Origin of the sequence: Agrococcus sp. ARC_14 (assembly GCF_022436485.1) — a bacterium.
Classification (GTDB): Bacteria; Actinomycetota; Actinomycetes; order Actinomycetales; family Microbacteriaceae; genus Agrococcus.
Genome location: NZ_JAKUDO010000001.1, coordinates 2,250,123 through 2,263,201, shown reverse-complemented (window position 1 = coordinate 2,263,201; position 13,079 = coordinate 2,250,123). Strand labels below are relative to the sequence as shown.

At 67.9% G+C, this 13,079-nt stretch carries 11 protein-coding genes; 9 read left to right on the top strand and 2 right to left on the bottom strand.

All coding sequences use genetic code 11. The features are described 5' to 3' along the window. Nucleotides 1–146 precede the first annotated feature (146 nt). Both MKD51_RS11200 and MKD51_RS11195 read left to right on the top strand, forming a co-directional pair. Complete coding sequence (locus tag MKD51_RS11200) at nucleotides 147–710, top strand: MerR family transcriptional regulator (protein WP_240240386.1); 564 nt, start codon at nucleotides 147–149, stop codon at nucleotides 708–710. Beyond that, the gene (locus MKD51_RS11195) at nucleotides 711–1,385 is read left to right on the top strand and encodes a M23 family metallopeptidase (RefSeq protein ID WP_240240385.1); all 675 of its coding nucleotides are present in this window, start codon (nucleotides 711–713) and stop codon (nucleotides 1,383–1,385) included. It begins immediately after the preceding gene. Between the two features lie 254 nt (nucleotides 1,386–1,639). On the opposite strand, the gene MKD51_RS11190 is transcribed toward MKD51_RS11195, so the two are convergent. Next, entirely contained in the window at nucleotides 1,640–2,566 is a 927-nt protein-coding gene (locus tag MKD51_RS11190; protein ID WP_240240384.1) for a ParA family protein, read from the bottom strand. A 64-nt stretch (nucleotides 2,567–2,630) separates the two neighbouring features. Between MKD51_RS11190 and MKD51_RS11185 the strand changes: the two genes are divergently transcribed. The 7 genes from MKD51_RS11185 to MKD51_RS11155 all read left to right on the top strand — a co-directional run bounded on the left by MKD51_RS11185 (nucleotide 2,631) and on the right by MKD51_RS11155 (nucleotide 11,111). Continuing rightward, complete coding sequence (locus MKD51_RS11185) at nucleotides 2,631–6,035, top strand: pyruvate carboxylase (RefSeq protein ID WP_240240383.1); 3,405 nt, start codon at nucleotides 2,631–2,633, stop codon at nucleotides 6,033–6,035. Continuing rightward, complete coding sequence (locus MKD51_RS11180; RefSeq protein ID WP_240240382.1) at nucleotides 6,032–6,523, top strand: peptide deformylase; 492 nt, start codon at nucleotides 6,032–6,034, stop codon at nucleotides 6,521–6,523. The genes MKD51_RS11185 and MKD51_RS11180 overlap by 4 nt, the downstream gene beginning before the upstream one ends. Nucleotides 6,524–6,819: 296 nt before the next feature. Continuing rightward, nucleotides 6,820–7,692 carry an ABC transporter permease subunit gene (locus MKD51_RS11175; protein ID WP_240240381.1) on the top strand — a complete coding sequence of 291 codons (873 nt, stop codon included), beginning with the start codon at nucleotides 6,820–6,822 and terminating at the stop codon, nucleotides 7,690–7,692. Between the two features lie 27 nt (nucleotides 7,693–7,719). Then, on the top strand, nucleotides 7,720–8,436 hold the full coding sequence (locus MKD51_RS11170; protein ID WP_240240380.1) for an ABC transporter ATP-binding protein: 717 nt from the start codon (nucleotides 7,720–7,722) through the stop codon (nucleotides 8,434–8,436). Beyond that, on the top strand, nucleotides 8,433–9,425 hold the full coding sequence (locus MKD51_RS11165; RefSeq protein ID WP_240240379.1) for an aliphatic sulfonate ABC transporter substrate-binding protein: 993 nt from the start codon (nucleotides 8,433–8,435) through the stop codon (nucleotides 9,423–9,425). The genes MKD51_RS11170 and MKD51_RS11165 overlap by 4 nt, the downstream gene beginning before the upstream one ends. A 26-nt stretch (nucleotides 9,426–9,451) precedes the next feature. After that, nucleotides 9,452–10,021: a carboxymuconolactone decarboxylase family protein gene (locus MKD51_RS11160; RefSeq protein ID WP_240240378.1), complete on the top strand. Its 570-nt coding sequence runs from the start codon at nucleotides 9,452–9,454 to the stop codon at nucleotides 10,019–10,021. Between the two features lie 4 nt (nucleotides 10,022–10,025). Beyond that, on the top strand, nucleotides 10,026–11,111 hold the full coding sequence (locus MKD51_RS11155; protein ID WP_240240377.1) for an alpha-L-glutamate ligase: 1,086 nt from the start codon (nucleotides 10,026–10,028) through the stop codon (nucleotides 11,109–11,111). Between the two features lie 12 nt (nucleotides 11,112–11,123). Here MKD51_RS11155 and MKD51_RS11150 read toward each other — a convergent pair whose 3' ends face one another. After that, on the bottom strand, nucleotides 11,124–12,959 hold the full coding sequence (locus MKD51_RS11150) for an AMP-dependent synthetase/ligase (protein WP_240240376.1): 1,836 nt from the start codon (nucleotides 12,957–12,959) through the stop codon (nucleotides 11,124–11,126). Nucleotides 12,960–13,079: the final 120 nt, after the last annotated feature.

The window sequence follows — 13,079 nt, the reverse complement described above, 5'->3', positions numbered from 1 at the left end:
TCCCTCGTCGGCGGCAGGGCGTAGACTCACCTCGACACGCCGCGCCGATCGCGAGATGCGCGGAGTCAGGGCTTCGGGTCGCTACGGTGGGGCCAACACTCAACCCGAACTTGAAGGTTGAGCGCAGCACAGCGGAAGGGACGGCCATGCGCGACGGCACTGGAGAACTGGGCGGCACGAGCGGCCGCGATTCCGGTCTCCTGTTCACCGACGGCCTCCCGCAGGAGGACGACTCGGTCGGCTACAAGGGCGCCATCGCCGCCGACGCCGCAGGCATCACCTACCGCCAGCTCGACTACTGGGCGCGCACCGGGCTCGTCGAGCCGACGGTCCGCCCCGCGAAGGGCTCCGGCAGCCAGCGCCTCTACTCGTTCCGAGACATCCTCGTGCTGAAGCTCGTCAAGCGCCTGCTCGACACCGGCATCTCGCTGCAGCAGATCCGCATCGCGATCGTGCAGCTGCACGAGGCCGGCATCCGCGATCTCACCCAGACCACGCTGATGTCCGACGGCGCCAGCGTCTACCTCTGCACCTCGAACGACGAGGTCATCGACCTGCTCGGCCGCGGCCAGGGCGTGTTCGGCATCGCGGTCGGCAAGGTGCTGCGCGAGGTCGAGACCCAGCTGATCGAGCTCGAGGTCACGCCCGTCGACCAGCAGCCCGTCGACGAGCTCGCCGCTCGCCGTGCGCGCAGGAGCCGCACCGCCTGAGTGGTCGTGCGACCGCTGCGGCTCTCGCTCCCGTTCACCGGTGCGTGGCGCACCGAGCTGAGCCCGGCGAGCCGCGTGCCGAGCCACGGCACGCACACGTTCGGCCTCACGTACGCCGTCGACTTCGTCGGCATCGACGCTCGCGGCCGCTCTGCGCCCCGCACCCTGCGCTCGTTCGTCGCCGTCGAGCCGCCGGAGCGCTTCCAGGGCTTCGGCAGACCCATCCTCGCTCCGGTCTCCGGCGTCGTCGTCGAGGTGCATGATGGCGAAGCGGATGTGGGCGGTCGCCGCTCGCCGGTGACGCTCGTGCCGTTCGCGCTCACGCAGGCGAGCAGGCTGCGGCGAGGCATCGACGCAGTCGCCGGCAATCGCGTCGTGATCGCGATGGAGGCGTCCGGCCCGGCGTCCGGCCCGTTCGTGTCGCTGCTGCACCTGCGGCGCGGATCGCTGCGCGTCCGGTCGGGCGACCGAGTCGAGGTGGGGGAGCAGCTCGCTGAGTGCGGTGGCTCCGGCAACTCCACGGAGCCGCACCTGCACCTGCATGCCACCGACTCGCTCGACTGGCCGAACGCATCCGGTCTGCCGATCGAGCTCAGCGGCTACCGGCAGCTCGCCGACGGCGCCCTCGTGGATCGCGGCATGCCGCGCTCGGGCGAGCGCATCGCCTCGCTCTGACCGCCCGACTGCTCACGCGATCTCCGATCGAGTGGCGCTTCCCGTGATCGAGTGGCGCCTCCCGCGATCGAGCCGTCCGCGCGATCCCTTGGAGCACGACGTGCCATTCGTTGCTGGGGCCCGCCACTCGTTGCTGGGGGCCGCCACCGGATGCTGGGAGGCGCCACTCGATGCTGGGAGGCGCCACTCGCGCGTGAGAGCCACGGTGCGAATGTCGCGGCGCGAGCGGCGCGAATGCCGCGACGCCATCGCGACTAGGACTTGCTGGAGTCGCCCTCGTCGCCCGCCTCAGCCTCGGCCTCGGCGGCTGCGGCCTCCTCGAGCTCAGCGGCGGCCGTCGCGTCGACCGCTGCGGTCGGCGCAGGCACCTTGCGGCCGGATGCGGCCTCGTCGCCGGCGCGTCCTGCAGAGGTCAGCACGGTCTGCAGCAGCTCGTCGAACTGCAGCGCCATCTCCTGCGCGCCCTCGCCGGGCCACACGTGCAGCGGCCGGGCAGCGCCCTGCGCCTGCTGCATCGAGGTGCGCTCCGGCAGCACCGTGTCGAGCACGAGCGGGCCGAACATGTCCTTGAGCTCCTGGATGCGGTACTGGTGCTCGAGCGACTGCGGCCGGGCCCGGTTCACCACGATGCCGAGCGGCTGCAGGCGGGGGCTGAGTCCGCGGCGGATCTCCTCGATCGCGCGCAGCGCGCGGTCGGCGGCCGCGACCGAGAACAGCCCCGGCTCCGTCACGACCATCACGCGGTCGGATGCCGCCCACGCCGTGCGCGTCAGCGCGTTGAGCGAGGGCGCGCAGTCGACCAGCACCAGGTCGTAGTCGTTCTCGACGGTCGTGAGCGCCGTCTCGAGCTTCCAGATGTCCTTGATGGTCGGATGCGGACCGTCGAAGTTGATCGCGGAGGGGCTGCCGATGAGCACGTCGATCGTGCCGCCGTGGCCCTGCGTCCAACCGGACGGGGAGATCGCCTGCTGGACGATCTTGTCCTTCGGGTTCGCGAGCACATCGGCGATGTTGAGCCGGCCCTCGATCTCGATGTCCATGCCGGTGGAGGCGTCGGACTGCGGGTCGAGGTCGACGACGAGGGTACGGAGGCCCTTCGCGAACGCGGCGGAGGCCAGACCGAGCGTCACTGTGGTCTTGCCGACGCCGCCCTTGAGTGAGCTGATCGAGAGTACGTGCACGGCGGCCAAGCCTAGCGGCACTAGATTGGATCGGAAGCGCCGCCACACCTCGGAGGGTTCCTGCATGTTCAAGAAGCTGCTCGTAGCCAACCGCGGCGAGATCGCGATCCGCGCATTCAGAGCCGCCAACGAGCTGGGTGTGAAGACGGTCGCCGTCTATGCCCACGAGGATCGCAACTCGCTGCACTGCCAGAAGGCGGATGAGGCCTACCAGATCGGCGAACCAGGCCGTCCCGTGCGCGCCTACCTGACGGTGAGCGAGATCATCCGGGTCGCGAAGGACGCGGGCGCCGACGCGATCTACCCCGGCTACGGCTTCCTGAGCGAGAACCCAGAGCTCTCGACCGCTGCAGCCGCCGCGGGCATCACCTTCGTCGGCCCAGGGCCCTCCGTGCTGGCCATGGCAGGCAACAAGGTGACCGCCAAGGAGCACGCGATCGCCGCGGGCGTGCCGGTGCTGGCATCGACCCCCGCCACCACCGATCTCGAGGTGCTCATCGCCGGCGCCGACGAGATCGGCTTCCCGGTCTTCTGCAAGGCCGTCGCGGGTGGTGGCGGTCGGGGGATGCGCCTGGTCGCGAAGCGCGAGGACCTGCGGGATGCGCTCGAGGCCGCCATGCGCGAGGCCGACAGCGCCTTCGGCGACGCCACCATGTTCATCGAGCAGGCCGTCGTGCGCCCGCGCCACATCGAGGTGCAGATCCTCGCCGACGCCACCGGTGAGACCGTGCACCTGTTCGAGCGCGACTGCTCGGTGCAGCGGCGCCACCAGAAGGTCGTCGAGATCGCGCCGGCTCCGAACCTGAGCGATGAGAAGCGCGCAGAGCTCTATCGCGATGCGATCGCCTTCGCGAAGTCGATCGGCTACGTCAACGCCGGCACGGTCGAGTTCCTGCTCGACACCGCCGGCGAGCGCGCCGGGGAGCACGTGTTCATCGAGATGAACCCGCGCATCCAGGTGGAGCACACCGTGACGGAGGAGATCACCGACGTCGACCTCGTCGGCAGCCAGATCCGCATCGCCGCGGGGGAGACGCTCGCAGAGATGGGGCTGCTGCAGGAGAACATCGAGATGCACGGCGCCGCGCTGCAGTGCCGCGTGACGACCGAGAACCCGGCAGACGGCTTCCGCCCCGACACGGGCCGCATCACCGCCTACCGCTCGCCCGGCGGCGCAGGCGTGCGCCTCGACGGCGGCACGATCAACCCCGGCACCGAGGTGAGCCCGCACTTCGACTCGATGCTGGCGAAGGTCACCTGCCGCGGCCGCGATCTCGACACCGCCATCCGCCGCGCTCACCGCGCGGTGAGCGAGTTCCGCATCCGCGGTGTCGCCTCGAACATCCCGTTCCTGCTCAACCTGCTCGAGAACCAGGAGTTCCGCGACGGCGACGTCTCGACGCACTTCATCGAGGAGCATCCAGAGCTCACACGCATCAACCCTCCGAAGGACCGCGCATCGAAGGTGCTCGCGTGGCTCGCCGACGTCACCGTCAACAAGCCGCACGGCTCGGCCGACGGCGCCATCAACCCGGCGATCAAGCTGCCGCAGCTCGACCTCGACGCGCCGGCACCCGACGGCGAGCGTCAGCGGCTGCTGGAGCTCGGCCCCGTCGGCTGGGCGACGGCCCTGCGCGAGCGCACCTCGCTCGCGGTCACCGAGACGACGTTCCGCGACGCCCACCAGTCGCTCCTCGCCACCCGCGTGCGCACGGCCGACCTCGTCGCCGTCGCCCCGCACGTCGCGCGCATGACGCCGCAGCTGCTCTCGATGGAGGCCTGGGGCGGCGCCACCTACGACGTCGCGCTGCGCTTCCTCGGCGAGGACCCGTGGGAGCGGCTCGCTCGCCTGCGCGAGGCCATGCCGAACATCCCGCTGCAGATGCTGCTGCGCGGCCGCAACACGGTCGGCTACACGCCCTACCCCACAGAGGTCACGACGGCCTTCGTGCACGAGGCCGCAGAGACCGGCATCGATGTGTTCCGCATCTTCGACGCGCTCAACGACGTCGACCAGATGCGCCCGGCTATCGATGCGGTGCTCGAGACCGGCTCGACGGTCGCCGAGGTGGCGCTGTGCTACTCGGGCGACCTGCTCGACCCGGCTGAGGACCTCTACACCCTCGACTACTACCTGCGCCTGGCGGAGCGCATCGTCGACGCGGGCGCGCACGTGCTGGCGATCAAGGACATGGCGGGCCTGCTGCGCGCCGGCGCCGCCTCGACGCTCGTGGCCGCGCTGCGCGAGCGCTTCGACCTGCCGGTGCACCTGCACACGCACGACACCGCCGGCGGCCAGCTCGCGACGCTGCTCGCAGCCTCCGGCGCGGGCGTCGACGCAGTCGACGTGGCGAGCGCGGCGATGGCGGGCACCACCAGCCAGCCCTCGTTCTCGGCGCTCGTCGCCGCCGTGGCCCACACCGAGCGCGACACCGGCATCTCGCTCGCCTCGGTGAGCGACCTCGAGCCCTACTGGGAGGCCGTGCGCCGCCTCTACAAGCCGTTCGAGTCCGGACTGCCGGGTCCGACCGGCCGCGTGTACCACCACGAGATCCCGGGCGGCCAGCTCTCCAACCTGCGCCAGCAGGCGATCGCGCTGGGCCTCGCCGATGACTTCGAGAAGATCGAGGACTGGTACGCGGCGGCTTCCCGCATCCTCGGCCGCCCGACGAAGGTCACACCCTCGTCGAAGGTGGTCGGAGACCTCGCGCTGCAGCTCGTCGCCCAGGGTGTCGACCCGGACGACTTCGAGCGCGATCCGCGCAAGTACGACATCCCCGACTCCGTCATCGGCTTCATGGCCGGCGAGCTCGGCGACCTGCCGGGCGGCTGGCCGGAGCCCTTCCGCTCGAAGGTGCTCGCGGGCCGCGACGTCGACATCTCGGTCACACCGCTCGCGCCCGAGCAGGCGGAGCGCCTGGCGACGTCCGGCGCTGACCGGCAGCACGCGCTCAACGAGCTGCTGTTCGCGGGGCCCACGAAGGCCTTCGACGAGAGCCGCAGGCTCTACGGCGACCTCTCGGTGGTCGACACGATCGACTACCTCTACGGCATGCAGGAGGGCGAGGAGCACCAGGTCGGCATCGGCCGCGGCGTGACCCTCAACGTCGAGCTCGAGGCGGTTGGCAAGCCCGACGACGACGGGATCGTCACCGTCATGACCGTGCTCAACGGCCAGCTGCGCCCCGTCTACGTGCGCGATCGATCCGTCACGGTCGACAAGCCGCAGGTGGAGAAGGCGGATGCGTCGGTGCCCGGCCAGGTTGCGGCTCCCTTCGCCGGAGCGGTCACCGTCAAGGTCGCGGAGGGCGACAGCCTCGCTGCCGGCGACGCGGTTGCGACGATCGAGGCCATGAAGATGGAGGCGTCGATCACGACACCCGTCGCAGGCACGGTGCAGCGCCTCGCGCTCTCGGGCACGATGCCCGTTGAGTCCGGCGACCTGATCGTGGTGGTCCAGCCGGCATGAGCGTGCGCGAGATCCGTGTCTTCGGCGACCCGGTGCTGCGAGAGCGGGCGACGCCCGTCGACGCGACGTCGCCGACGACGGCCGCGCTCGTGCAGGACCTGCTCGACACCGTGCGGCTGCCCGGCAGGGCCGGCGTCGCCGCCTGCCAGATCGGCGTCGCGAAGGCGGCGTTCTCCTACAACGTCGACGGCGAGATCGGCTATGTGCTCAACCCGCGCATCGACGAGGTGCGCGGCGAGCCGGAGCTCGTCGACGAGGGCTGCCTCTCGGTGCCGGAGCTCGGCTTCCCGACACCGCGCCACCCGTTCTGCCGCGTGATCGGCGTGGACACCGCTGGCGAGGAGCTGGTGCTCGAGGGCGAGGGCCTCATGGCGCAGATGCTGCAGCACGAGATGGCGCATCTCGACGGCAGGCTCTACCTGCAGGCGCTCGACAAGGAGATGCGCTCGATCGCGATGGCAGAGGTGCGCAAGGCCGCCTGGTACTGACGCCCAGACGGCGACCGAGCCCCGCGCCAGCGGAGGCGCGTCGTGCGGTGCGAACACGGATCGAAGAGCACAACGACGCCGATGGTCGACACCGATCGATATAAGCCGCGCTACAGCGCATCAGTGTTACTGATTATGACGCCGGAGATTGGCCCGCCCTAGGCACCCTGCCACGCTGAATCTGGTTGCCGGCACACCGGTGTCGGCGGAGGCCACGCGAAGCACCTCTTCGCCTCTGGTCGCGAGGCCGAGTTGCGAGGCCCTTCCGCCGGATTCGAACGACGAGGTACATGGCTGTGAGCACCACCGAGGAACTTGCCGCCACGCAGACGCCCGGCCGGAGGCACGCGGATCGACAGGCGAGAGCACGGCGAGAGAGCTCGGCCCCTGGCAAGCGGCCCCGACGTTCCCGCAGGCTTCGATCACAGATCATCCCGTGGCTGATTCCCGTGATTGCCCTGCTGGTCTGGCAGCTGTCGCCGGGTGAGTTCCTCCCGAGCCCCGTCGAGGTGATTGACGCGGCCGTCAGGCTGACCGCAAACGGTGAGCTGCAGGAGCACGTGTGGATCAGCACGCGGCGGGCGCTCATCGGGTTTGCGATCGGCGGCATCATCGGGTTCGCCCTCGGGCTCCTCAACGGGGTCTCGAAGAGACTGTCGGAGTTGCTCGATACGTCGATTCAGATGATCCGCACCGTTCCCCATCTGGCTCTCATCCCGCTGGTCATCGTGTGGTTCGGACTCGGCGAGGACGGCAAGATCTTCTTGGTTGCCCTCGGCGTCGCGTTCCCGATCTACCTCAATGCCTACAACGGGATCCGAAACATCGACCCTCGTCTGATCGAGATGGCACGCGTCTATCGGCTCAGCAAGACCGCTCTGTTCAAGGAAGTCATCATTCCCGGTGCCATGCCGAGCATCCTCGTCGGGGTCCGCTATGCCCTGGGCATCATGTGGATGTCGCTGATCGTTGCTGAGACCATCGGCTCCAATGGCGGTATCGGCCACCTTGCCACGCAGGCCCGACAGTTCGTGCAGATGGACGTCGTCGTACTCACGATCGTCATCTACGCACTACTCGGCAAGTTCTCCGACGTGATCGCCGCCTTCTTGGAACGTCGCTGGCTGCGATGGAACCCAGCCTTCAACGCGAATCCCACCGGCGCCTAGTCGGCGGGCGGAGAGACGATCGTGAGCATGCAGATCACAGTGGACCACTACTCCAAGAGCTTCGGCGAGCACAGCGTTCTTCGGGATTTGCATCTCGATATCCCCGCTGGGCAGTTCGTCGCTCTCGTCGGCAAGAGCGGCTGCGGCAAGAGCACCCTCCTTCGCTCCGTAGCCGGCCTGGAGGAGGCCAGTGGAGGCCAGATCCTCCTTGACGGTGAGCAGGTCACGCGACCGCACGAGCACCTGCGCATCATGTTTCAGGACGATCGGCTCCTGCCCTGGAGGTCGGTCGTGCAGAACGTCACGATCACCGCGACCGATCAGGAATCAGCCGTGGAGAGCCTCGCCGCGGTCGGCCTCTCTGGAAAGCTCGACCAATGGCCCGCCAGCCTCTCCGGCGGTCAGCGTCAACGTGTGGCGCTCGCTCGGGCTCTTGCAACGTCGCCCGACGTCATCCTCTTCGACGAGCCGCTCGGAGCGCTGGATGCCCTCACCCGCATGGAGATGCAGAACCTCATCGAGGACCTGTGGCAGCAGCGCGGGTTCACCTCGCTGCTGGTGACTCACGACGTGGGCGAGGCCGTCTCGTTCGCTGACCGTGTCATCGTCCTGGCAGATGGCGGGATCACGCTCGACCTTGCGATCGACCTTCCGCGGCCCCGGCGACGCGACACCGGCTTCCTGAGGTACGAGAACACGCTGCTGAACGCCATCTTGAACGAACCCGAAAGGACCCACCCATGAATCGCTTCAGGAAGACCTTCGCGGCGGCCGCTGCCGCAGCAGTCCTCACGCTTGCCGGCTGCGGCGCCCCGGGCGAGGCAGCGGAAGGCGATGCCGAAGGCGGCGAGGTCGTCATCGGTTACCAGCCTGGAAACACTGTCGCGCTGCTCATGGCACAGGGGACCCTCGATGAACGTCTCGAAGCCGAAGGGTACGACGTGGTCTGGGAGGAGCTGGCGATCGGCACCCTCGTGCTCGAAGCGCTGAACACGGGAAACATCGATTTCGGACACTCCTCGGATGCCAACGCAATCTTCTCAGCGGCGAACGGCAGGCCGATCGAGTACGCCGCTTCTGAAAACCCCTATCCGAACGGTGTGGCACTTGTCTCGCAGGTTGACTCAGGAATCGAAGAGGTCACGGACCTCGAAGGCACGACGGTGGGCGTCGTCGAAGGCGGCAACATGCATTACTTGTTGCTCCGTGCGCTTGAGCAGGCTGGGCTGAGCGCCGCTGACCTCGAGATCGTCTACTACGCGAACGCAGCCGACGGCATGGCAGCGTTCCAGCAGGGAGAGTTCGACGTCTTCGGAACCTGGGACCCCTTCCTTGCGATCATTCAGGAGCAGATGGAGACGACGACCGTGCTCGACGCGGAGGGTCTGACTGACAATCGCACCTTCTACTTCGCGACCGAAGCATTCATGGAGACGAAGCCGGAGGTGCTGTCGATCATCTTGGAGGAGCTGCAGGAGTCCAACCAATGGGCCAATGAGAACCCCGACGAGGCGGCTGCGATCCTCGCCGACGCGTTGGGGCTTGATCCTGCTCCGCTCGAGACCGCCAACGCGCGTCGCGAATATGGCGTGCTGGCCATGGACGATGCTGCCGTTCAGGCGCAGCAAGACCTTGCCGACACGTTCTTCGATGCTGGTCTCATCCAGAACGAGATCACCATCGCTGACTACGTCAACCCCGACCCCACCTGGATCCCCGAGAACGTTCATTGACCCCCTGCAGCGGAGAGAGGACGACCATGGCACGACTGCCCTACATCAGCTACGACGAGGCGACCGATGAGGTTCGCGCGATCTACGACGAGTTCCACGAAGCGGGCCTTGACAAGTTCATCCACCAGGCCGAGACACTCGCACACCACCCGCCCCTGCTGCGGGCCGTGACAGATCTGCTGCTGGCCTACTACCACCACAGCGTGGTGCCGAAGCGGTATCTCGAGCTTGCGGTGCTCACGGTCAGTTCACGCAACGCCTGCGAGTACTGCGTCGTGCACCACACGCCTCAGGCCGTGGACTCAGGCCTCACGATCGAACAGGTCGATGCCGTCAGCGACGGAACGTGGCGCGAGCTCGGCACCTTCGACGAGATCGACCGCACCGTGATCGCCTACTCCGAGCAGGTGACGCGCGATGCAAATCGAGTCGATGACGAGCTGTTCGCCCAACTGGGCGCGCAGTTCGACCACAAGCAGGTGCTCGAGCTCACCATGCGCATCACCACCTGCACGTTCTTCAACAAGTTCAACGACGTGCTGCGCCTCGATGTGGAGCCGATCGCTGCCAGCCTGTTCGAGACAGCGACACGGTAGCGGCATGCACGAGCGCGGCAACGTGGGTCATAGTCGACCCAGGGTAATCATCATCCACGACAATCCGGAGTGGATTCCGCCGCTTGCCGCCGCGTTCGAGGCGGAGGGTGTGGAGTTCGAGGAGTGGCTGCTTCCCGATCGAGTTCTCGACCTCTCGGCCGCCCCTCCAGAAGGCATCTTCTGGTCGCGGCTCTCAGCCTCGTCGCACACGCGCACCGATCCTCATGTCAAAGAGTACGGGCGCGCGGTGCTCGTGTGGCTGGAGTCTGCCGGACGCACGGTCGTCAACGGCTCAGCCGTCTATGAGGTGGAGGTCTCGAAGGTTCGCCAGCATCGCGAGCTGGAGCGCCGCGGCTTTGACGTACCGCGCACGGTCGCGGTCTTCGGCGGTCGCGCGCTCGTCGATGCGGCCTCGGATTTCTCGCCGCCGTTCATCACGAAGCACAACCAGGGCGGCAAAGGTCTGGGAGTGCGTCGCTTCGACTCGCACGCTGCCTTCGAAGCGGCGGCAGCGGAGTTCGCACCGGGCGGCGTCAATGAGCCGATCGACGGCATCACCCTGATTCAGGAGCACGTACAGCCAGCGGAGCCATGGATCACGCGAGCGGAGTTCATCGGAGGCGTGTTCCACTACGCGGTGAAGGTCGATGTCTCCGATGGCTCCTTCGAGCTCTGCCCTGCCCAGGGCTGTGCAGTGCTTCCCCGTGGCATCGCGGCGGCAGTCTGCGACGTGCCCGGCGATGACGATGCCGAGCTGCGGGGCGCTTCGCCGCAGTTCCAGCGTCGGGAAGACATCACCGCGGAGTCCCCAATCGTGGTCGAACTGGCTGCACTCCTCTCCGCTCTTGGCGTGCCGCTTGCCGGAATCGAGTTCATAGAGTCTGTGGATGGCCGCCAGGTCGTCTACGACATCAACACGAACACCAACTACAACGCGGATGTCGAGCACTTGGAGCAGGCTGCTGGCCGACTCCCTGCCGCCCGACGGATCGCCCAGTACCTGGGATCGCTGTCAACTGACGGTCTCGACGCGAAGGAGTCGCCTTCGGTTCCGGCCCACTCCTCCACAGCAGCGGCAGGCCGCTCGTGACGTGCTAGCGGGTCACTCGCCGACGTCGTGGGCCGTCGAGTTCGAGGCGTAGATGTCCTCGATCTGCGACGCGAAGTCGTGCAGGATGTTGTGGCGCTTGATCGACATCTTGGGCGTCAGGTGACCGTTCGCCTCGATGAACTCCAGCGGCAGGATCGCGAACTTGCGCACCGACTCGGCGCGCGAGACCTGCTTGTTGGCGCGCTGGATGGCCGAGCGCACCTCGTCGATCACCGGCGGGTATGCCGCGGCCTGCTCGAGCGACATCGAGGCGTCGTGCCCGTTGTTCTTCAGCCAGGTCGCGAGCATCTCGGCATCGAGCGTGATGAGCGCGGCGATGAACTTGCGCTGGTCGCCGACCACCACCGGCTGACCGATGATGGTGTTGGAACGGATGGGGTCCTCGAGCGTGTTGGGCGCGACGTTCTTGCCGCCGGCGGTGACGATGAGCTCCTTCTTGCGGCCGGTGATGGTCAGGTAGCCGTCCGCGTCGAGCTGGCCGATGTCGCCGGTGCGGAACCAGCCGTCCTCGGTGAACGCCTCCTTGGTGGCCTGCTCGTTGTTCCAGTAGCCGGCGAACACGGCGACGCCCTTGCCGAGCACCTCGCCGTCCTCAGCGATCTTCACGCCGTTGCCAGGCATCGCGGGCCCGACCGTGCCGATCTTGAACTTGTCGGGCAACCCCACCGTCAGCGGTGCCGTCGTCTCGGTGAGGCCGTAGCCCTCCAGGATGCGGATGCCGAGCGAGCGGTAGAAGTGCGCCAGGAACGTCGAGAGCGGGGCCGAGCCCGAGACGGCGTACGCGACGTTGCCGCCGAGCGCCACGCGCAGCTTCTTCAGCACCAGCGCGTCGAGAGCAGCGAAGCGCAGCTTCAGGCCCAGCGGCACGTGCCCGGCGTCGAGCGCCTTCGAGTGCGCGACAGCCGCCTGTGCGGCCATGCGGAAGATCTTGCCCTTGCCGCCGGCCTCTGCCTTCTGCTCGCTGGCGTTGTAGACCTTCTCGAACACCCGCGGCACGGCGAGGAAGAAGGTGGGCTTGAACGAGCCCATCGACGGCAGCAGCTGCTTCGTGTCGGACTGGTGGCCGACACGCACGGCGGCCGCGACGGCGAGCACCGAGATGAAGCGGGCGAACACGTGCGCCTGCGTGACGAACAGCAGGGTCGAGGCGCCCGGCGCCACGACCTCGGCCATCGCGACCTTGGCGTTGCGGCACAGCTCGACGAAGTTCGAGTGCGTCAGCATCGTCCCCTTGGGGCGGCCGGTCGAGCCTGAGGTGTAGATGAGGGTGGCCAGGTCCTTGCCCTGTGCCAGCGAACGACGGCGCGCGATCTCCTCGTCCTGCACGTCGGTGCCCTGCTCGACGAGCTTCTGGAGGTCGCCGCGGTCGATGCGCCACACGTCGGTGATCGCGGGCAGGTCGCCGTGGGCCTCGTCGAAGCGGGAGACCAGGTCGGCATCTTCGAGGATCACGCGGGTGGCACCGCCGTCGGAGAGGATCCACTGGATCTGCGATGGAGCGGAGGTCTCGTAGACCGGCACCATGTGCGCGCCCGCGTAGAAGAGCGCGAAGTCGACGAGCGAGAACTCGTAGCGCACCTTGCACAGGAAGCCGACGCTGTCGCCGGGCTGCACGCCCGCGGCGACGAAGCCCTTCGCGAGGGCGATCACCTGACGCCGGAACTCGGTGGCAGAGATGTCGCGCCAGCCATCGCCCTCCGGCACGGAGAACAGCGCGATGTCAGGGTGCTCGCGCACGGTGTCCTCGAGGAGGTCCGTGATGTTCGCCTCTGGGTCAGGCGCGACGACGGGTGGGGTGACACCCTCTGGGGCGGTGAGCTCAGGCACTGGGACTCCTTCGGCTTTCGTGCGTTGCGCTCATTCTATGGGCGCGGGGAGCGAGGATCCCTCAGCGCCGCGCATGTCTGTAGGGAGCATCCGACTGCCCTAGGCTCGTGGCCAGAGGAG